The sequence below is a fragment of the Bradyrhizobium manausense genome, assembly GCF_018129685.1.
Lineage (GTDB): Bacteria > Pseudomonadota > Alphaproteobacteria > Rhizobiales > Xanthobacteraceae > Bradyrhizobium > Bradyrhizobium manausense_D.
This window is the reverse complement of record NZ_JAFCLG010000008.1, coordinates 250,502-269,514: the sequence shown is the minus strand read 5'-3', so window position 1 is coordinate 269,514 and position 19,013 is coordinate 250,502. Positions and strand designations below refer to the sequence as shown.

General features: G+C 65.0%; 17 protein-coding genes and 1 pseudogene. 9 read left to right on the top strand and 9 right to left on the bottom strand.

What is annotated here, in order from left to right; translation table 11 throughout:
• The first annotated feature begins 219 nt into the window (after positions 1 to 219).
• On the top strand, positions 220 to 1,785 hold the full coding sequence (locus tag JQ621_RS21025; protein ID WP_212236573.1) for a PAS domain-containing protein: 1,566 nt from the start codon (positions 220 to 222) through the stop codon (positions 1,783 to 1,785).
• Here JQ621_RS21025 and JQ621_RS21020 read toward each other — a convergent pair.
• The 6 genes and pseudogenes from JQ621_RS21020 to JQ621_RS20995 all read right to left on the bottom strand — a co-directional run bounded on the left by JQ621_RS21020 (position 1,733) and on the right by JQ621_RS20995 (position 6,705).
• Positions 1,733 to 2,218, bottom strand: a complete 486-nt coding sequence (locus tag JQ621_RS21020) for a response regulator (RefSeq protein ID WP_212236572.1) — start codon at positions 2,216 to 2,218, stop codon at positions 1,733 to 1,735. The two genes, JQ621_RS21025 and JQ621_RS21020, sit on opposite strands and share 53 nt — an antisense overlap.
• Positions 2,219 to 2,321: 103 nt before the next feature.
• A pseudogene (locus JQ621_RS35890) lies at positions 2,322 to 2,423 on the bottom strand (MarR family winged helix-turn-helix transcriptional regulator); the annotation flags it as partial.
• Positions 2,424 to 2,433: 10 nt separating this feature from the next.
• On the bottom strand, positions 2,434 to 3,969 hold the full coding sequence (locus JQ621_RS21010; RefSeq protein WP_249125419.1) for a L,D-transpeptidase family protein: 1,536 nt from the start codon (positions 3,967 to 3,969) through the stop codon (positions 2,434 to 2,436).
• A gap of 440 nt (positions 3,970 to 4,409) precedes the next feature.
• A complete protein-coding gene (locus JQ621_RS21005) occupies positions 4,410 to 5,372 on the bottom strand; it encodes an acetyl-CoA carboxylase carboxyltransferase subunit alpha (RefSeq protein ID WP_212236570.1) in 963 nt (320 codons plus the stop codon).
• A 188-nt stretch (positions 5,373 to 5,560) separates the two neighbouring features.
• Positions 5,561 to 6,541 (bottom strand): site-specific tyrosine recombinase XerD, encoded by a 981-nt coding sequence (xerD, locus tag JQ621_RS21000; protein ID WP_212236569.1) that lies wholly within the window; start codon positions 6,539 to 6,541, stop codon positions 5,561 to 5,563.
• A gap of 17 nt (positions 6,542 to 6,558) precedes the next feature.
• Positions 6,559 to 6,705: a hypothetical protein gene (locus tag JQ621_RS20995; RefSeq protein ID WP_063198124.1), complete on the bottom strand. Its 147-nt coding sequence runs from the start codon at positions 6,703 to 6,705 to the stop codon at positions 6,559 to 6,561.
• Positions 6,706 to 6,874: 169 nt separating this feature from the next.
• Between JQ621_RS20995 and JQ621_RS20990 the strand changes: the two genes are divergently transcribed.
• From JQ621_RS20990 to JQ621_RS20980, 3 genes are read left to right on the top strand one after another with little or no spacing between them, the layout of a single operon-like run.
• Positions 6,875 to 7,504, top strand: coding sequence for a shikimate kinase (locus JQ621_RS20990; RefSeq protein WP_212236568.1), 630 nt, complete (start codon positions 6,875 to 6,877; stop codon positions 7,502 to 7,504).
• A complete protein-coding gene (aroB, locus tag JQ621_RS20985; RefSeq protein WP_212236567.1) occupies positions 7,501 to 8,661 on the top strand; it encodes a 3-dehydroquinate synthase in 1,161 nt (386 codons plus the stop codon). The genes JQ621_RS20990 and aroB overlap by 4 nt, the downstream gene beginning before the upstream one ends.
• Before the next feature lie 23 nt (positions 8,662 to 8,684).
• Positions 8,685 to 9,989: an HlyC/CorC family transporter gene (locus JQ621_RS20980; protein WP_212236566.1), complete on the top strand. Its 1,305-nt coding sequence runs from the start codon at positions 8,685 to 8,687 to the stop codon at positions 9,987 to 9,989.
• A 164-nt stretch (positions 9,990 to 10,153) separates the two neighbouring features.
• Here JQ621_RS20980 and JQ621_RS20975 read toward each other — a convergent pair whose 3' ends face one another.
• Positions 10,154 to 10,423 carry a BolA family protein gene (locus JQ621_RS20975; protein WP_409334238.1) on the bottom strand — a complete coding sequence of 90 codons (270 nt, stop codon included), beginning with the start codon at positions 10,421 to 10,423 and terminating at the stop codon, positions 10,154 to 10,156.
• Between the two features lie 156 nt (positions 10,424 to 10,579).
• On the opposite strand from JQ621_RS20975, the gene JQ621_RS20970 reads away from it, so the two are divergent.
• Positions 10,580 to 11,215, top strand: coding sequence for a J domain-containing protein (locus JQ621_RS20970; protein ID WP_212236564.1), 636 nt, complete (start codon positions 10,580 to 10,582; stop codon positions 11,213 to 11,215).
• Between the two features lie 235 nt (positions 11,216 to 11,450).
• Here JQ621_RS20970 and JQ621_RS20965 read toward each other — a convergent pair whose 3' ends face one another.
• On the bottom strand, positions 11,451 to 12,548 hold the full coding sequence (locus JQ621_RS20965; RefSeq protein ID WP_212236563.1) for a citrate synthase/methylcitrate synthase: 1,098 nt from the start codon (positions 12,546 to 12,548) through the stop codon (positions 11,451 to 11,453).
• A gap of 81 nt (positions 12,549 to 12,629) precedes the next feature.
• Between JQ621_RS20965 and JQ621_RS20960 the strand changes: the two genes are divergently transcribed.
• Positions 12,630 to 13,859: a citrate synthase family protein gene (locus JQ621_RS20960; RefSeq protein ID WP_212236562.1), complete on the top strand. Its 1,230-nt coding sequence runs from the start codon at positions 12,630 to 12,632 to the stop codon at positions 13,857 to 13,859.
• A 57-nt stretch (positions 13,860 to 13,916) separates the two neighbouring features.
• Here the strand turns inward: JQ621_RS20960 and JQ621_RS20955 are convergent, their stop codons facing one another.
• Complete coding sequence (locus tag JQ621_RS20955; RefSeq protein WP_212236561.1) at positions 13,917 to 14,582, bottom strand: DedA family protein; 666 nt, start codon at positions 14,580 to 14,582, stop codon at positions 13,917 to 13,919.
• Positions 14,583 to 14,879: 297 nt separating this feature from the next.
• Here JQ621_RS20955 and cobS point away from each other — a divergent pair, with 297 nt between their 5' ends.
• From cobS to JQ621_RS20940, 3 genes are all read left to right on the top strand, one after another.
• Positions 14,880 to 15,878, top strand: a complete 999-nt coding sequence (gene cobS, locus JQ621_RS20950; protein ID WP_212236560.1) for a cobaltochelatase subunit CobS — start codon at positions 14,880 to 14,882, stop codon at positions 15,876 to 15,878.
• A 139-nt stretch (positions 15,879 to 16,017) separates the two neighbouring features.
• Positions 16,018 to 17,919: a cobaltochelatase subunit CobT gene (gene cobT, locus JQ621_RS20945; protein ID WP_212236559.1), complete on the top strand. Its 1,902-nt coding sequence runs from the start codon at positions 16,018 to 16,020 to the stop codon at positions 17,917 to 17,919.
• Positions 17,916 to 18,977, top strand: coding sequence for an esterase-like activity of phytase family protein (locus JQ621_RS20940; protein WP_212236558.1), 1,062 nt, complete (start codon positions 17,916 to 17,918; stop codon positions 18,975 to 18,977). The genes cobT and JQ621_RS20940 overlap by 4 nt, the downstream gene beginning before the upstream one ends.
• The last annotated feature ends 36 nt before the right edge of the window (positions 18,978 to 19,013 follow it).

Below are 19,013 nucleotides of genomic sequence, written 5' to 3'. Positions count from 1 at the left end.
CTTGCGTCGTTCCATCGCCAGCGCCGCGATGGCGCTGCGGACATTGGCGGAACTCTCTGTAACAAATGTTGTTATCTAGGTCGTGACTTTGCTGGGCAACGCTCGCCCCGCAGAGAAGGACAATGTCGTCCGCCGCTGTCTGGCCCTTCGAGTAGGGAATGCATTCGGGACAGCCTAACGTGGGGAGGTCGCCACAACGCCGCGCGACGATGTCGCTCGATGATGGATGCGCTGGCGCCAGGCTTAAGACCGTTCATGAGTTCTACAAACAATTCCCCGCCGTCCAGGTCCGAAATCCTTGAGGCGCACGATCTCGATGGCCTTGTCGATGAGGCGAGCTTCGACGAGCTCACGTCCTTTACGGCAGCTCTCTGCGAGACGCCGATCTGTCTTGTCAGCATCGTAGGCGACACGATGCAGCGCTTCGTGGCCAAGCAGGGCCTCGATGTGTGCGAAACGCCGCGTGAATCCTCGTTTTGTGCGCATGCCATGCTGGGCGCCGACCTGATGGTCGTACCCAATGCGACCCTTGATCCGCGATTCGCCGACAATCCCCTAGTGACAGGAGATCCGTTCATCCGGTTCTACGCCGGCGCGCCGCTGGTGACTGAGGACGGCTTTCCGCTCGGCTCGCTTTGCGTCATCGATCGTGTGCCCAGAGCAGGCTTGACGCAGCTGCAGCAGCAGGGACTACGCCTCATGGCCTCGCAGGTCATGGGGGCGATGGGCAACCGCAGGAAGACGAAGATCCAGCAGACTAACGAGGCGGTCGCGAAGCAGGCGCTGACGGAGACCGAGCAGAAGTTTCGCATACTCGCTGACACCATGCCGCAGATGGTGTGGTCGACGCTGCCCGATGGGCATCATGACTACTACAATGCGAGGTGGTACGAATTCACCGGGGTTCCCGAGGGCTCCACTGATGGCGAAGGCTGGAACGGCATGTTCCACCCCGACGACCAGGGCAAGGCCTGGGAGCGCTGGCGGCACTCACTGCAGACCGGCGAGCCTTACGAGATCGAGTATCGGCTGCGCAACGCCGAGGGCAACTACCGTTGGACCCTGGGGCGCGCGCTGCCGATCCGGGACCGCGAGGGCAACATCACTCGCTGGTTCGGCACCTGCACCGATATCCATGAGCAGAAGCTTCTGATGGAGCAACGCGAGATAGTCAGCCAAGAGCTGAGCCACCGCATCAAGAACATCTTCTCGGTCGTCAACGGGCTGATCGGCCTGTCGACGCGGACGCATCCGGAGCTCAAGGGTCTGGCGGACGAGCTACGCTCGCGCATAATGTCGCTGGGCAAGGCGCACGACTTTGTCCGTCCGCACAGTGCCCGCTCGCAACCGACCGCAACGCAGGCGACGCTGAGGGGCCTTCTCGATCAGCTCCTCTCGGCTTATCAATCGGAGGCGCAGCGAGTGATGATCGCTGGCGGAGATTTCCCCATCGATGATCGCTCGGCGACGCCGCTGGCGCTGTCCTTCCACGAACTGGCAACCAATGCTGCGAAATACGGCGCGCTCTCCGCGCCGGAGGGGCGCGTCGTCATCGACGTCAACGAGTTGGACGATGACTTGGTGATCGCGTGGACGGAAAGCGGCGGTCCGCAGGTCGATGCGGCGCCGGCTGTGGAAGGTTTTGGCTCCCGATTGATCGCCTTGAGCATTGCGAACCAGCTCGGCGGGACCATTGCCTACACCTGGAATCCCGGTGGCCTTCAGGCCGAGGCTAGGATTCCAAAGGCCTCGATGAGTCGTCGTCCGCTATCGCAAAAAACGTGACATCGGTGGAGCGCGGCTGGGCCACCTCGCCAGCGGCGCGATGAACCGCGGTCAGGATCGCGTCATCGCTAAAAGGTTTGCGGATGAAACCGATCGCGGTCTCCGCCCGCGGCGCAATTTGAGTCGGATTTGCGGTGACGTAGACGATCTTGGTGCCATATGTCCGCGACAGGTCGAGCGCGATCTGCGGACCCGTCGAGCCGTCTCGCAGATTGACGTCAACCAGGGCGATCTGCGCTTTCGGCCCCGCTTCCAGGGCCTCCTTGCGATCCGCCGCGATTGCGGCGACGCGATACCCCGCATCCTCCAGGATGCGCGCAATATCGCTGGCGACGAAAATTTCGTCTTCGACAATCAATACGGAGGGTGTCATTCGCGACCCGTGGGTGGCTCGAACCAGATATGGACCGGCTCTGCGGATATCCTGCTCCACGGCCGCATCAACACGAAAATAACGAACGGTTCCCCTTTTTGTTCCGCTTTGCGAACGCGATCGAACGGCTCCCGGCAGTTCCGCAACGCTCCGACGCAGGGCCTCAATTCAAGCTGTCGGTCAAGCTCTCCAGCAGCCGCTTCAATTCGCTCGTCGACTTGTCGCCGTAGCTCTCCAGGATGTTTTCTTCCTGATCCACCGCGAGCCGTAGGCCCTTACTTCATCGCACCAAAGCGGCTGTCGAACGAGTTCGACGACATCACCGGCGCGGCGCCGGCAAGCTGGCCACCGCCGCTGCTCGTCGCATCGCCATCGTTCACCGACGGCTTCAGCGCGGGCCGCGTCGCCGCGACCTTGGTCTCGGCGGGCTTTGCCGGCTCGGCCGGCTTTGCGGTTGCGACGGCATTATCCTTGGACTTGTCGTGGCCCGGCACGAAGCGCGTCACTGCGGCCTTCAGCCTGGAGGCTGCGGTCGGAGGAGTGGTCGCGGGGGCCGGGGTCACCGACGCGGTCACTTGCGGCGGCGGTGTGGTCGCCGTCGTGTCGGCGGTGCTCAGGCCCATCTTGCGGCCGAGGTTCGAGAAGAAGCTGCCGGACTTTTCGGCGGGCGCGACGGATGCGACGCGGGTGTTGGTCGCGGGCGCAGCGACGGCCACGACCGGCTCTTCCTGCGGCGCGGAGGCGACCGGCTCGAGGTTCGGCTTCGGCGGATTGACGGTACCGGGGATCGTGCCCGGTGCCTTCGACATCGCCAGCATCTGCAGCGTATTGCCTTCGGCGCCTTCCGACAGGCCGGTCGAGCCTTCCGGAATCTTGGAGGCGAAGATCTTGTTCATGCCGCCGTCGATGCCGGTGTTCATGCGCGCCACCGGCGTGCCCCTGGCGACGAGCTTGTTGTACTCGGCTTCGTCGCGCTGCTGCTTTTCGGCGACGGCGCTGGCGATCTCCTCGGGGATCACATAGGCCGGGCACTTCGCCGACGCGTCGAACACGGGCTCGCGCTTGGCGTCGGGCGCTTTCGCCGCGTCGAACACGTACTTCTTTTCGCAGAAGTCGACCTTCGGCTCCTGCCGCGTCACCTCGAAATGATCATAGCCTTCCTTGATCATCTTCCAGAAGGCCATGTTCGGATTGTTGCGGTGCTTGGCCATGTTCACCGGTGTCATCCGGAACGGATAGGCCTGGAATTGGAACGCCTTCTGGCCGCCGAAGAAGGACTCGCGCCCCAGCGAATAGATCTCCGCGATCTGCTCGTCCGTCATCGCGTAGCAGCCGCGCGACGAACAATCGCCATGCACCATCAGCTGCGAGCCGGTGCGGCCGAGCGCCTTGTCGAATGCGTTCGGGAAGCCGGTGTTGAACGAGAGGTAGTAGGCCGACTGCGGATTCATCTGGCTCGGATTGATCGAGTAGAATCCTTCCGGCGCCTGGCGGTCGCCTTCGCGCACCTTCGGACCGAGATCGCCCGACCAGCGGCAGATCGGATAGGTCTTGAGCAGCGCGAACTGGCCGGAGCGGGTCTGCTTCCAGATTTCGAGCTCGGCTTCCTGCTTGAACAGGCGGATCAGGATCGGCGAATTCAGATCCATGTCCTTCTCGCCCATCGCAGCGACGAGCTTCGGCGGGACCGGCTGGTTGGCCTTGGCGTTGGTCGCGAGCGACACCTGATCGGTATCGCAGCCTGCGAGCACAATGCTGGCGGCAAGCGCAACCGAAGCCAAGACCGCGCGAGCAAGCGAACGAGAATTCAAGACGGACCCCACAACGTGCCGGGCAAGGAGCGCAAACCCCGAATTTTTAGAGCATGGCCTGACCGGAGAGACCGGACTTTCTCAGACCAAGCCCCAGCGCTTATGCCCTGAAGCCATTGATTAAAATTCTAACCTCCGCACCGGATGGTCGCAACCCGACCTGATATCACGAGCCTGTTGGCGAGGCGGCGTGGTCAACAGAGACTTAAACTGGGCCGGAACTTGGGCCTTGCGGCCAAACAGGTACTGAGATCGCCGATTTGGGCAAAAAAAGGGTTAATACGGGGTTACCAGGCCTTCAAACCGTCATTCCGGGGAGATGCGCAGTGCCGTAGGGTCGGTTAGCCGAAGGCGTAACCCACCACTGTCTGTATCCGCGGGACCAAAAGAGGTGGGTTACGCTGCGCTAACCCACCCTACAGCACCGGAATCCGTCCAAATCAGCCCAGTTTCCGGCCGATATCGAGGAATTTCTGCCGCCGCTGCTTGCGGATGGCCTCGCCGTCCAGGCCGCGGAGCTCGTCGAAGGCCTTGGCGATGGCGTCCCCGGTGGTCGCGATCATGGCCGCGGGGTCGCGGTGGGCGCCGCCGACCGGCTCCTTCAGGATGCTGTCGATCACCCCGAAGCGCAGCATGTCCTGGGCGGTGATCTTCATGTTGTTGGCGGCTTCCTGCGCCTTGCTGCCGTCGCGCCAGAGGATCGAGGAGGCGGCTTCCGGCGAGATCACGCTGTAGATCGCGTGCTCGAGCATCAGCACCTTGTTGGCGGTGGTGATGGCGATGGCGCCGCCCGACATGCCCTCGCCGGTGATGATGGCGACGTTCGGCACGGTCAGCGCCATGCAGGCATCGGTCGAGCGCGCGATGGCCTCGGCCTGGCCGCGCTCCTCGGCGCCGATGCCGGGGTAGGCGCCGGCGGAATCGGCCAGCGACAGCACGGGCAGGCCGAACCGCTCCGCCATCTCCATCAGCCGCACGCATTTGCGATAGCCCTCGGGGCGCGCCATGCCAAAATTGTGCTTGATGCGGCTCTCGGTGGAATCGCCCTTTTCCTGGCCCATCACGCAGATGGCCTCGCCGCGGAAACGGCCGAAGCCTGCGACCAGAGCCTCGTCCTCGCCGAACTTGCGGTCTCCGGCGAGCGGGGTGAATTCGGTGATCAGCCCCTTGATGAAGTCGTTGAAATGCGGCCGCTGCGGATGCCGCGCGACCAGCGTCTTCTGCCACGGCGTCAGGTTCAGATAGAGGTCGGCCAGCGCCTGCGCGGCCTTGTCCTCGATCCGGCCGATCTCCTCGGCGATGTCGGTGCCGGAGGCGGCAAGCGTCCTGAGCTCGTCGACCTTGGAGTCGAGCTCGGCGACGGGCTTTTCGAAATCGAGATAGCTGCGCATCTGGTCTGGCATCAACTCAATATAAGGGGACAGGGCGAGAGAGCGAAGCGAGGCTGGCTTCAGGAAAAGAAGTGTAGCTTCTTCAAGGGGTTGACCCGGGCGCTCCCGGGAGCGTGCCAAATCACCGACAAGGCCACGGCTCTTTCTGCGGAGAAGTGGCCGAAGTCAAGGCGGTTTCGGTTGCAGGGCGATGGTGGCGGCTACTTGTCCGCCAGCGGGTGCAGGTCGCGCACCAGGCTCTTCAGCCGCTCCTCGACCACATGGGTGTAGATCTGGGTGGTCGAGATGTCGGTATGGCCGAGCAGCGTCTGGACGATGCGCAAGTCGGCCCCGTTGTGCAGCAGATGGCTGGCGAAGGCGTGCCGCAGCACGTGCGGGGACACCAGCCGTGCCTGCAAACCCGAGGCGACCGCAAGCTCCTTGAGGTCGCGGGCGAAATGCTGCCGCGTCAGATGTCCGCTCTCGCCGAACGAGGGAAACAGCCATTTCGAGGCGGCAAGGCTCGAGGCGGCAAGGCCGCCCTTCTTCTCGCCTTTCGCAGCGTCGGTTGCGCTGAGATAATCCGCCATTGCCTGTCGCGAGGCCTCGTTGAGCGGCACCAGCCGTTCCTTGTCGCCCTTGCCGCGGACCACGATCATGCGGGCGTCGCGTTTTGCGGCCGAGCGCGGCAGCGACACCAGCTCGGAGACGCGCAGGCCCGTGGCGTAGAGCACCTCGAGCAGGCAATACAGCCGCAAAGCGCGCAGCCGCTGCGAGGCCGAAGCGTCTGCGGCCTCACTCATCTCCTTGGCGCGGCGGAGCATGCGATCGACATCCGAGATCGACAGCACTTTCGGCAGGCCGCGGCCGCGCTTCGGCCCCGACAGGATCGCCGCGGGATCTTCGCCTCTGATGCGTTCGTTCAGCAGGAAACGGAACAGATGCCGCATCGCCGACAGTCGCCTTGCGACGCTGGAAGACTTGAAGCCGCGCGCATCGAGATCCGCAAGATAGTCGCGCAGGACTTGCGTTTCGGCGTCGGTAAAGCTGTGGCCGACGCGGGTCAGAAACTCGGACAAATCAGTAAGGTCGCGGCGATAGGCATCCAGCGTATTCGGCCCGGCGCCCTGTTCCGCCGCGAGCATGTCGAGGAACAGGCCGGTGAGCTTGGCGTCGGAGGGCTTGGCGGAGGATTTGCGCATGCCCTGGAGGCTAGCTCCTATTTCTTGAGAAACTTATCCGGCGGAATCGTCACCGTCATTTCCCGCGGCTTCGGATTGACGAAGTTGGCGAGCGCGAACACGACGCCATAGACGATGCCGGCAATCACGGCGACGGCCGTCAGGAAGCGGAACAGGCTGGGCATCGGCAAGGGTCTCGATGAGGGGCTCGGCGAGAGTCTGGAACGGGCAAATTAACCAATGAAATCATCCAACATGTTCGCCGTTTCGTGGCAAGAGTCCTCTGGCGAGGGCCCCAAGGGGGTCGTATAGGTGGCCAGGATGCCGCCTTTGGCGGCCATTTGAGCGAGAGCCATGTCCGACGCCGCGTTGCCAGCACAAGCGAGCCATGAGGCCGACATCCTGTCGGCGCTCGGGGCGCGTTCGATCGTGCTGGTGGGCATGATGGGCGTCGGCAAGTCGACCATCGGCCGTCGTTTGGCGGCCCGGCTGAAGCTGCCCTTCGTCGACGCCGATACCGAGATCGAGGCGGCGGCCGGCATGACCATACCGGAGATTTTCGAGCGCCACGGCGAGCAACATTTCCGCGACGGCGAGGTGCGCGTGATCGCGCGCCTGCTCGAAGGCGGACCTGTGGTGCTGGCGACCGGTGGCGGCGCCTTCATGCGCGAGGAAACGCGCAGCCGCATCGCGGCGAAAGCGATCTCGATCTGGCTCAAGGCCGACCCCGACGTCATCATGCGCCGCGTGCGCCGGCGCGCCGATCGGCCGTTGCTCCAGACCGCCGATCCCGAAGGGACCGTCACGCGGCTGCTCACCGAGCGCGAGCCTGTTTATGGCAAGGCCGATCTCACCATTGCCTCGCGCGAGGTACCCCACGACAAGATTGTCGAGGAAAGCATCGAGGCGCTGCACGAATATCTCTGCGGCGAGCAGCCCGCGCCGCCGCCACCACAAGCCGATGTCGCGAGTGCCGTTCGATGACCGCGCCCCTGAAGCATTCCGACCCCGTCAACGTCGACGTCGCGCTCGGTGATCGCGCCTACGACATCGTCATCGGCCGCGGCGTGCTGTCATCGCTCGGCGAGCGCATTGCAGCGTTGCGCCCCGGCGTGCGCACGGCCATCGTCACCGACCGCACCGTCGCAAAATACTGGCTGGAGCCGACGGAGGCCTCACTCGCGGCTGCCGGGATTCCGACCTCGCGCGTCGTCGTCGAGGAAGGCGAGATTTCCAAGACCTATGCGGGCCTGGAAAAGGTCAGCGAGGCCCTGATCGCCGCCAAGATCGAGCGCAACGATCTCGTCATCGCGCTTGGCGGTGGAGTGGTCGGCGATCTCGCCGGCTTTGCAGCCGCGATCCTGCGGCGCGGCGTCGATTTCGTGCAGGTGCCGACCTCGCTGCTGGCGCAGGTCGATTCCTCCGTCGGCGGCAAGACAGGCATCAACTCGCCGCAGGGCAAGAATCTGCTCGGCGCCTTCCACCAGCCGGTGCTTGTCATTGCCGACACCGCTGTGCTCGACACGCTGTCGCCGCGGCAATTCCGCGCCGGCTATGCCGAGGTCGCCAAATATGGCGTGCTCGGCGACGAAGCCTTCTTCGCCTGGCTGGAGAAGAACCATTCCGACATCTTCAAGGGCGGTCCGGGTCGCGAGCACGCGATCGCGACCTCCTGCCGCGCCAAGGCCGGCGTCGTCTCGCGCGACGAGCGTGAGACCGGCGAGCGCGCGCTGCTCAATCTCGGTCACACCTTTGGCCATGCGCTGGAAGCCGCGACCGGCTTCTCCGACCGCCTGTTCCACGGCGAGGGCGTTTCGATCGGGATGACGCTGGCGGCGCAGTTCTCCGCGAGGCTCGGCATGATCGGCGAGCTTGAGGCCGCCCGCGTCGAGCGTCATCTCATCGAGGCCGGCCTTCCGACACGCCTGCAGGACATCGCGGGCTTCGCCCAGGAAGGCCTCGCCGATGCCGACGCGCTGATGGCGCTGATGGCGCAGGACAAGAAGGTCAAGAGGGGCAAGCTCACTTTCATCCTGCTGGAGGCCGTGGGCCGTGCCGTCATCGCGAAGGATGTCGAGCCGGCGCCTGTGCGCGACTTCCTGCAAGAAAAGCTGCAAGACAAGCTTGCCCTCAAGGCTTAACACGCGACTCTGTTGAGTGCCTCATGGACTGGCTCGGCTTCACCATCGTCATCATCTGCCTGCTGGTTTCGGGCTTCTTTGCCGCGAGCGAGACCGCGCTGACCGGCGCCTCGCGCGCCAGCATGTTGCGGCTCTCCAAGCAGGGCAACCGCGACGCCGACGTGGTCTCGCAACTTCTCGACATGCGCGAGCGCCTGATCGGCGCGCTGCTGCTCGGCAACAACATCGCCAATATCACCGCCTCCGCGCTCGCCACCTCGATCTTCACCGCCTGGTTCGGCGATGTCGGCGTGCTCTATGCCACCGGCTTGATGACGGCGCTGGTCGTGATCTTCGCGGAGGTGCTGCCCAAGACCATCGCCATCAACGCGCCGGACCGCATGGCGCTCGCGGTCGCGCGCCCGATGCGGCTCACGATGTATGTGCTGGGGCCGCTGCTGCGGGTGGTGGAAGTCATCGTGCGCGTGCTGATGCGCCTGTTCGGCCTCGCCGGCGAGCACCAGGCGATCCTGTCGCCCACCGAGCGCCTGCGCGGCGCGGTCGACCTCCTGCACCACGAGGGCAAGGTCGAGAAGCAGGACCGCGACATGCTCGGCGGCCTACTCGATCTGCGCGAGCTCCAGGTCTCCGACGTCATGATCCATCGCACCGAGATGATGATGATCAACGCCGATCTGCCGCCGGACGATCTGGTGCGCGAGGTGCTGGCGACCGAATATACCCGCATCCCGCTCTGGCGCGAGAAGCCGGAAAACATCATCGGCGTGCTTCACGCCAAGGATCTCCTGCGCGCGATCCGCGCCTCCGACGGCGACACCTCGCGCATCGACGTCTCCACCATCGCGCTGCCGCCCTGGTTCGTGCCGGAGATGCGGCCGCTCGCCGAGCAGCTCAAGGCGTTTCGCCGCCGCAAGACCCATTTCGCGCTCGTCGTCGACGAATACGGCGAAGTTGAAGGTCTTGTGACGCTGGAAGATATTCTGGAAGAGATTGTCGGGGACATCTCCGACGAGCACGACGTCGTGGTTGCCGGCGTGCGCGCCCAGCCGGACGGCTCCGTCGTGGTCGACGGATCGGTGCCGATCCGCGACCTCAACCGGGCCATGGACTGGCGCCTGCCCGATGAAGAGGCAACCACGGTTGCCGGCCTCGTCATCCACGAGGCGCGCTCGATCCCCGATCGCGGCCAGAGTTTTACCTTCCACGGCTTCCGCTTCCGCGTCCTCCGCCGTGAACGCAACCGCATCACCGCGCTCCGTATTTCACCGGTGCCACGTGAGGCCGAGATGGAAGAGGCGAAGCCGAGGCGGGCCGGGACGTCGTTTTGACGCGGTAGCTTGGGGCTCTGAAGCTTCCACATCGTCATGGCCGGGCTTGACCCGGCCATCCACGTCTTACTTGCCGCACCAAGAACGTGGATGCCCGGGACAAGCCCGGGCATGACGACCGTTTTTGTATTGCGTGCGAGGCTCCTCAGGCGAGGTGGGGAGCTTCAACCTTCCCCCGGCGCCTGCGCGTGGATCGCCAGCGCGTGCACGCCGCCGGAGAGTTCCGCTGATAGCGCTGCATTTATCATGCGGTGACGGTCGACCCGGCTCTTCCCTTTGAAGGCTTGCGACACGATATAGACGCGGAAGTGCGTCTCGCCGCTCGGCCGATGGCCGGCATGGCCCTCATGCAAATGCGACTCATCGACGACTTGCAGGCTTTCCGGCGTGAAAGCTTCCTGCAACTTGTTGCTGATAGTGTCTTTCATGACCATGAGCGCCATTAAGGCGCGCGATCGCGCTCCGTCAATGCCATAGGCCGCCTTTGGCGGCCGTTCCAAGAACGCCGAAGTGAAACTTCGGCGACGGGTTTTGTTCTAATTGCAATGTCAAGACTTGAAGGTTTTTGCATTGCGTAGTCAAAGTCAGCCATGCCGATCGATTCATCAAAGTTCTTCGACTCCATCCGCGTGAAGCCGCGGGGCAAGCAGCCCGAGGTGAAGCCGCGCGACACCGTGGTCGGTTGCGAATGGACCGGGTGTCAGAACAAGGGCGCGCATCGCGCGCCGAAGGGCCGCGAGAACCAGCGCGAGTACTGGCACTTCTGCCTGGACCACGTCCGCGAGTACAACCAGAACTACAATTTCTTCTCCGGCATGAATGCCGACGCCGTCGCGCGCTATCAGAAGGATGCGCTGACCGGCCATCGCCCGACCTGGAAGATGGGCGCCAATGGCGGCGTCAAGAAAGGCGCGGAAGCCGAGATTGACGGCGCGTTCGATCCCTTCAGCATGTTCCAGGAGCTCAACGGTCGCACCGGCTGGCGGAAGGGTCCCGAGGCCGCGCCCAAGGCCGAGACGCGCAAGGTCATGAACGCCGAGCGCAAGGCGCTCCAGGTGATGGGCCTTGGCCCTGGCTCGACGCTCGCCGACGTCAAGACCAAGTACAAGGCCCTGGTGAAGCAGCACCACCCCGACGCCAATGGCGGCGACCGCTCCACCGAAGATCGCCTCATCGAGATCATCAAGGCGTACAATTATCTGAAGACGGTGGTGCGGGAGGCGTAAGCCTTCGCGCGGCCCGCATCGGCAAAGGTGCGGCAGCTGCCGCCAAGCTCTCCCGTGTCGTCCCGGCGCAGGCCGGGACCATAACCCCAGGGAGAAGTTTGGCGAAGACTCGTAGTTGCGAGTGCTTCCGCGGTACTCACACCGTCATTCACCGATAGATCACGCGGTACGAGTCCCGGCCTTCGCCGGGACGACAGCGGAGTGAATGGCTCCGCTGTCGTGTTCTTGCTACCGCTCAGGAAGCCTTCGGCATCGCCCCCACATACGACGAACTCGGCCGGATCAATCGCCCCGTCCGCTGCTGTTCGCGCGCATGCGCGGTCCATCCGGCCGAGCGCGCCACCGCGAAGATCGGCGTGAACGCCTGGCGCGGAATGGCGAGCGCATCGAGCAGGATGGCGGTGAAGAACTCGACATTGGTCTCCAGCGGCCGTTCCGGATTCTTCTTGCGCAGCGCTGCGCGGATATAGGCCTCGACCTCGCCGGCAAACGGCAAATCGGTGCCGTTGGAGGCGAGCGCCTCGACCGCCGTCTTGAGCACGTCGGCGCGCGGATCGCGGACGCGATAGACCCGGTGGCCAAAACCCATCATCCGCTCGCCGCGCGCCAGCGCCGCATCGACCCAGGGCTGGATGCGTTCGCGCGAGCCGATCGCGTCCAGCATTTCCAGCACCGGCTCCGGCGCGCCGCCGTGCAGTGGACCGGTCAGCGCGCAATAACCGGCGGTGACTGCCGCGAACAGATCGGCTTGCGTCGAGGCCACCACGCGCGCGGTGAAGGTCGAGGCATTCATGCCGTGGTCGCTCGCAGTGACAAGATAGGCGTCCAGCGCCGTGACCTCGCGCGTCGCAGGCGTGCGTCCATGCAGCATGCGCAGCGTATCGGCGGCGTGGCTCACGGTCGGATCGGGCGCGACCGGGTCGAGCCCTTTCGCGCGCCGGACCAGTGCGCCCGCGATCACCGGGAAGGCGCCTACGATCGTCGCCTCATGTTCGAGCCCGTGTTCGGCGCGCAAGCCCGCGACGGCCGCGCGAAACCCGTCGACGATACCCATTCCGCGCGTCGTCGGCAGCAGGTCGTCCAGCCGCGCGAAGGCGCGCTCGCGCGCCGCGCCCAGGCTCGCCCGCACATTGGCTTCGTTTAAGCTGCCCTGGGTTGCGCCATTCCAGAGCCGCGCGGTGACGCCCTCAAAGCTCGAGACGGCGGCGAGGCGGCCGACATGCTCGCCGGCGATGATCAGTTCGCCGCGTTCGCCATCGACATGGCTCAGCACGGTTTCGGCCGCGGGAACGCCGTCCAGTCCGATCTGGCTTTTGGTGAGGTGGATGTTCATGGCCCAAATCTCCTTTGCACTGCACCAGGAGAAAAATCGGGCCTCTCGACAGATTGATCAATCTTGATTACATAAATCAATATGAATAATTCCGAAGAGCTCTACCTCTCTGCCCGGGAAGCCGCGGCCGAGCTCGCGATCTCGCCGGCCACGCTCTACGCCTATGTCAGCCGGGGCCTGATCCGCTCCGAGCCGACGCCGGATTCACGGAAGAACCGCTACCGGGCCGAGGACGTCCGCGCGCTGAAGGAGCGCCGGGTGCCGTCGCCGGAGCCGCGCGGCCTGCGCAGCTTCGACGCCGATCTGCCGGTGATGGACACCGAGATTTCGACCATCACCGAGGACGGACCGATCTATCGCGGCGTCAATTGCGTCGATCTCGCCGAGAGCGACACGCTGGAGCACACTGCAACGCTGTTGTGGGATGTTTCCGGCGTCGATCCCTTTGCGCCGGACAATTGCCCAGTGGTCTCGGACGAGATGCGCGCGATCGCGGAGGCCGCGCGCCGCGCCGCGCCGATCGACCGCGCCATCGCGGTGCTGGCGCTTGCGACCAGCGCGGATTCGCGCGCCTTCACCCGGGCACCCGATGGTCGCGCACTGGTTGGCGCGCGCATCGTTCGGCTGCTGGTCGCGACCATGCTCAACGCCGAGCCGTCGCCTTCGCCGCTGCACCGGCAGATCGCGCAAGCCTGGGCGCCGGACAACAAGCATGCGCCTGATTTGATCCGCCGCGCGCTGGTGCTGCTCGCCGATCATGAATTGAATGCCTCGACCTTCACCGCGCGCTGCGCGGCCTCGACCGGGCTCAGTCTCTATGACTCGGTGATTGCAGGCCTCGCCGCGCTGAAGGGACCGAGGCACGGCGGTGCCGGCGTGCTGGCCTCGCAGCTCGTCAAGACGCTGGTCGACCGCGACGTCGAGCCCATGGTGCGCGAGCGCGTGGCGCTCGGCGAGCGCTTTCCGGGCTTTGGCCACGGCGTCTACAAGCGCGGCGATCCCCGCGCGCAATCGCTGCTCAATGCGCTGGCCCGCGCCGGCGCGCCGCGCAAATTCACCAAAGAGGTGCCCGCGCGTATCGCGGAGGCGACCGGCGAGTTCGTCAACATCGACTATGTGCTCGCCGTGCTCGTGCACGCGCTGCGCCTGCCTGGAGGCAGTGAGCTCGCGCTGTTCGCCATGGCCCGCAGCGTCGGCTGGATCGCACATGCGAGCGAGCAATTGCAGTTCGGCAAGCTGATCCGGCCGCGGGCGAGATATGTGGGGCCGGCACCGGGGAGAAGGGCGGGCGGCGTCGAGTCGAAGGCCTGAAGAGGTGTAAGCGGCGAAGCGCGTTGCCACCCTCCCCCTCCAGGGGAGGGTAAGAGCTTACGCCGGCGGCTTTGCCGCCGCCGCGATACCGACGCCATTCTGCCGGCGGCGATAGAGCCAGACGCCGAGCCCGCCGAGGATCGCCGCCGCAATCACAGTTAGAATCCACATGTGCTTGCCCATATGCCCCTCGTGCGGCACCCCCAAATATTGGTGGAAGGCCGACACCGCCAGCACCCCCGGCAGCACATGCGCCGGCGCCCAGAACAGGATGGCCGGGATGTTGATCGCGTAGAACCGCGCGGGCTCCATGCCGAGCGCACCGGCGGTGACAGGTACGAAAGCGCGGATCGGCGGCACGAAGCGGGCGAAGAACACAGCCCAGGCGCCGAAGCGGTGGAAGAAGGTCTCGCTCTCCTCGACCACGCGCGGATATCTGGTCAGCGGCCAGGTGTTGAGGATTTCGCGCTGCTGCCGGTGCCCGATCCAGTAGGCCGAGCCGTCGCCGAGCACGGCGCCGAGTGCAGCGGCCAGCAGCACCCATTGCAGTTTGAGTTCGCCGCCCGGAACCAGGGCGCTCAGCGCCAGGATGATCGTCGAGCCTGGGATCACCGAGCCCACCACCGGGACCGCTTCGAGCAGCGCCGCCAGGAACAGGGTCAGATAGGCCAGCCAAGCATTGGCCGAAACGAACGATATCAGGGGATCAAGGAAAGACGTCACGAGGTCTCTGTAGCGGGCTGGAGCGATCGGGTTCAGACCCTTACATAAGTAAGGAGAGGCGCGGAAAGTGCCATTCGCCTGGGCGGGGCGGCTGTCCGGGGCGAAATTTGGGCGGGATTTGCATTGCAGCCTTCCAAAAATCGCGTTCCTTGCCTATCTAAATGAAAAGACAACGGAACTTTGATTGGCGCGTGGGCTTCTGCCCGCCACTTGTCTCTGATACGTTCGCAGACGCACCCAGCCGCAGCCAACGTGCAAATAACTGGTCTCGGGATCGCCCGGGGCCTCGGAGGATTGATGACGACCGCCGCCCTGTCCAAAGTTGAGGAAGTTTCCGGTTTGCCCGACATGAAGGTGTCGGTGCGCCAGGTGTTCGGGATCGACAGCGATCTCGAAGTGCCGGCCTATTCCGAAGTCGATCCTCACGTCCCTGAAGTCGATTCCGACTATCGTTTCGACCGTGCCACCACGCTCGCCATTCTTGCCGGCTTCGCGCGCAACCGCCGCGTGATGGTGACCGGTTATCACGGCACCGGCAAATCCACCCATATCGAGCAGGTCGCCGCCCGCCTCAACTGGCCCTGCGTCCGTGTCAACCTCGACAGCCACATCAGCCGTATCGACCTCGTCGGCAAGGATTCGATCGTGGTCCGCGACGGCAAACAGGTTACCGAATTCCGCGACGGCATCCTGCCCTGGGCGCTGCAGCGCAACGTCGCGCTGGTGTTCGACGAATACGATGCCGGCCGCCCGGACGTGATGTTCGTGATCCAGCGCGTGCTGGAGGTCTCCGGCCGCCTGACGCTGCTCGACCAGAACAAGGTGATCAAGCCCCACCCGTCGTTCCGGCTGTTCGCCACGGCGAACACGGTTGGTCTCGGCGACACATCGGGCCTCTATCACGGCACCCAGCAGATCAACCAGGGCCAGATGGACCGCTGGTCAATCGTCACCACGCTCAACTACCTCAGCCACGACGAGGAAGTGGAGATCGTGCTGGCGAAGGCCAAGCACTATCGCACCCCGGAGGGCCGCGACATCGTCAACAAGATGGTTCGGCTTGCTGACCTGACCCGCAACGCCTTCGCCAATGGCGATCTGTCGACGGTGATGAGCCCGCGCACGGTGATCACCTGGGCCGAGAACGCCGACATCTTCAGCGACATCGGCTTCGCCTTCCGCGTCACCTTCCTGAACAAGTGCGACGAGCTCGAGCGCCCGCTGGTCGCCGAGTTCTACCAGCGCTGCTTCAACGCGGAGCTGCCGGAATCATCGGTGAACGTGGCGCTGAGCTGAGCTCTCGGCATGTCGTCCCGGCGAAGGCCGGGACCCATACCGCGTGATCTTTCGATTGAACGTCGCAGATAGTTTCCTGACACAAGAGCGGCCGGTGGTTATGGGTCCCGGCCTTCGCCGGGACGACAGATAGGGTCAGATGACCACCTCCAACTCCAAATTCCGCAACACCAAGGAAGCCCCGACCGAGCCGTTCAAGCGCTCGGTGGCGGCCTGCCTGAAGGCGATCGCGAAATCGCCCGAGCTCGATGTCTCCTTCGCGGCCGAACGTCCCGGTCTCGCGCCGGGCAAGGCGCGTCTGCCGGAGCCCGCGCGCAAAATGACCAAGCGCGATGCGGCGATCGTGCGCGGCCACGCCGATTCGATCGCGCTCAAGATCGCCTGTCACGACGCCAAGCTGCATCGCAAGCTGATGCCTGGCAATCCGCAGGCGCGCGGCGTGTTCGAGGCGGTCGAGCAGGCCCGGGTCGAGGCGATCGGCGCGCGTCGCATGGCGGGCGTTGCGAAAAACCTCACCGCGATGCTCGACGATCACTTTCATCGCGGCAAGTTCGACGAGATCACCGACCGCGCCGACGCGCCGCTGGCCGATGCGCTGGCGATGCTGGTTCGCGAGCGCCTGACGGGTCTCGCGCCGCCTGCGGCCGCGAAGAAGATGGTCGATCTCTGGCGTCCGATTCTCGAAGACAAGATCGGCAAGCGGCTCGACCGGCTCGACAACCTCGTCGAGGATCAGACCAGGTTCGGCGACGCCGTGCATGATTTGCTGACCGCGCTCGAGCTCGGCGACGAGCGCAGCGCCGACAGCGAAGAGAACGAAGACAACGACGACAACCAGGACGGCGACAACGATCAGTCCGGGGCCGAGGGCTCGCCCGATTCCGACGCCGCCCAGGAGATGAGCGCCGACCAGGCGCAGGCCTCCAGCGAGGAGATGAGCGACAGCGCGATGGAAAGCGCCCAGGCCTCGACGTCGGATACGTTCGACGACGGCGAGCTCGGCGACGACGAGACGCCGGGCGAGGCGACGCGTCCGAATTCGCACGGCAAGAACGAGCCGCGCGGGCCGGAATATCACGCCTTCGCGCCGAAATTCGACGAGGTGATCGCCGCCGAAGACCTCTGCGACCATGACGAGCTGGAGCGCCTGCGCGCCTATCTCGACAAGCAGCTCGCGCATCTGCAGGGCATCGTCGCCCGCCTCGCCAACCGGCTTCAGCGCCGGCTGATGGCGCAGCAGAACCGCGCCTGGGAGTTCGATCTCGAAGAGGGCATCCTGGACCCTGCGCGCCTGTCGCGCGTGGTGACCGATCCCCATCACCCGCTGTCCTTCATGCACGAGAAGGAAGCGACCTTCCGCGACACCGTCGTCACGCTGCTGCTCGACAATTCCGGCTCGATGCGCGGTCGTCCGATCACGGTCGCGGCGACCTGCGCCGACATTCTCGCGCGCACGCTGGAGCGTTGCGGCGTCAAGGTCGAGATCCTCGGCTTCACGACGCGCGCCTGGAAGGGCGGGCAATCGCGCGAGGCGTGGCTCGCCGCCGGCAAGCCGGCCAATCCCGGCCGCCTCAACGATCTCCGCCACATCATCTACAAGTCGGCCGATGCTCCGTGGCGTCGCGCGCGGAAAAATCTCGGCCTGATGATGCGCGAGGGCCTGCTGAAGGAGAACATCGACGGCGAGGCGCTCGACTGGGCGCACAAGCGCCTGCTCGGCCGGTCCGAGCAGCGCAAGATCCTGATGATGATCTCGGACGGTGCGCCGGTCGACGATTCCACGCTGTCGGTCAATCCCGGCAACTATCTCGAGCGGCATTTGCGCCACATCATCGAGGAGATCGAGACCCGCTCGCCGGTCGAGCTGATCGCGATCGGCATCGGCCATGACGTGACGCGCTACTATCGCCGCGCGGTGACGATCGTGGACGCCGAAGAGCTCGGCGGCGCCATCACCGAGAAGCTCGCCGAACTCTTCAGCGAGACCAACACGGCGCCAACCCAGCCGGCCGGTCGCCCGCGACGCAAATTGCATTCGTGAGCACCCGTCAATCCCGCCGCAGCTTCGTCAGCCACGCGGCGGCGGGATTTTCCACTCTCCTGGCTCCCCGGCTTGCGCACGCGCAATCCTCGCCAAAACAGACGCAGCCCGAACACGCCGTCAACGAACCCGTCGGCATCGAGGTCAATGCGCGGCCGATTCCGTTCTTCGAGCCGCGCGACCGCTCGCGCGTGCGCTTCGGGCAGTTAGCATATCGCAGCGGCCTCGTCCTGACCTCGCCGCATCGCGGCTTCGGCGGCCTGTCCGGCTTCCGCTTCCTCGACGACAAGGGCGAGCGCTTTCTCGCGCTGTCGGATCAAGGCACCTGGTTCACCGGTCAGATCCGCTATGCGGACGGCAGGATGACCGGGCTCGACGACGTCGAGGCCGCGCCGATGCTGAACAGCGAGGGCCGCCCGATCACGGAGAAGCGGCTCTGGTACGATACCGAGTCGCTGGCGCGCGACGGCTCGCTCGTCTATGTCGGGTTAGAGCGCGTCAACCAGATCATGCGCTTCGATTTTGCCAGGGGCGGCACGCGCGCCCGCGGCGAGGTGATCGCCTCGCCTTCTGCGATCCGCAAGCTGCCGGTCAACAAGGGGCTCGAGGCGCTGGTGTTCGTGCCGAAAGGCCAGCCGCTCGCTGGCACGCTGATCGCGCTGTCCGAGCGGGGGCTCGATGCCGACGGCAATCTGGTCGCCTTCCTGATCGGCGGCCCGTCGCCTGGCCAGTTCGCGGTGCGCCGCACCGAGAAGTTCGACATCAGCGACGCCGTGCTGCTGTCCTCCGGCGAGCTCCTGATCCTCGAACGCAAATTCTCCTGGTTCACCGGCATCGACATCCGCATCCGCGCGTTACAGCTCAAATCGATCGCGCCGGGTGCGCTGGTCGACGGCCCCGAGCTGTTCCGGGCCGATCTCGGCCACGAGGTCGACAACATGGAAGGCATCGACGCCCACGTCACGGCCGACGGCGAGACCGTGCTGACCATGGTGTCGGACGATAATTTCTCGCTGCTCCAGCGCACGCTGCTGTTGCAGTTCACGCTGGTGGAGTAGATTGAACGTCGGCGCCCCCTGTGCCGACACACCATC

Excerpts from the sequence above, each read along its gene's own strand:
- cobS (WP_212236560.1), top strand. The coding sequence starts at position 14,880 with ATGACGACCGCCGCCCTGTCCAAAGTTGAGGAAGTTTCCGGTTTGCCC.
- JQ621_RS21025 (WP_212236573.1), top strand. The coding sequence starts at position 220 with ATGATGGATGCGCTGGCGCCAGGCTTAAGACCGTTCATGAGTTCTACA.
- JQ621_RS20960 (WP_212236562.1), top strand. The coding sequence starts at position 12,630 with ATGAATAATTCCGAAGAGCTCTACCTCTCTGCCCGGGAAGCCGCGGCC.
- JQ621_RS21005 (WP_212236570.1), bottom strand. The coding sequence starts at position 5,372 with ATGCCAGACCAGATGCGCAGCTATCTCGATTTCGAAAAGCCCGTCGCC.
- cobT (WP_212236559.1), top strand. The coding sequence starts at position 16,018 with ATGACCACCTCCAACTCCAAATTCCGCAACACCAAGGAAGCCCCGACC.
- JQ621_RS20970 (WP_212236564.1), top strand. The coding sequence starts at position 10,580 with ATGCCGATCGATTCATCAAAGTTCTTCGACTCCATCCGCGTGAAGCCG.
- JQ621_RS20990 (WP_212236568.1), top strand. The coding sequence starts at position 6,875 with ATGTCCGACGCCGCGTTGCCAGCACAAGCGAGCCATGAGGCCGACATC.
- JQ621_RS20980 (WP_212236566.1), top strand. The coding sequence starts at position 8,685 with ATGGACTGGCTCGGCTTCACCATCGTCATCATCTGCCTGCTGGTTTCG.
- JQ621_RS20995 (WP_063198124.1), bottom strand. The coding sequence starts at position 6,705 with ATGCCCAGCCTGTTCCGCTTCCTGACGGCCGTCGCCGTGATTGCCGGC.
- JQ621_RS20975 (WP_409334238.1), bottom strand. The coding sequence starts at position 10,423 with ATGGTCATGAAAGACACTATCAGCAACAAGTTGCAGGAAGCTTTCACG.
- xerD (WP_212236569.1), bottom strand. The coding sequence starts at position 6,541 with ATGCGCAAATCCTCCGCCAAGCCCTCCGACGCCAAGCTCACCGGCCTG.
- JQ621_RS20965 (WP_212236563.1), bottom strand. The coding sequence starts at position 12,548 with ATGAACATCCACCTCACCAAAAGCCAGATCGGACTGGACGGCGTTCCC.
- aroB (WP_212236567.1), top strand. The coding sequence starts at position 7,501 with ATGACCGCGCCCCTGAAGCATTCCGACCCCGTCAACGTCGACGTCGCG.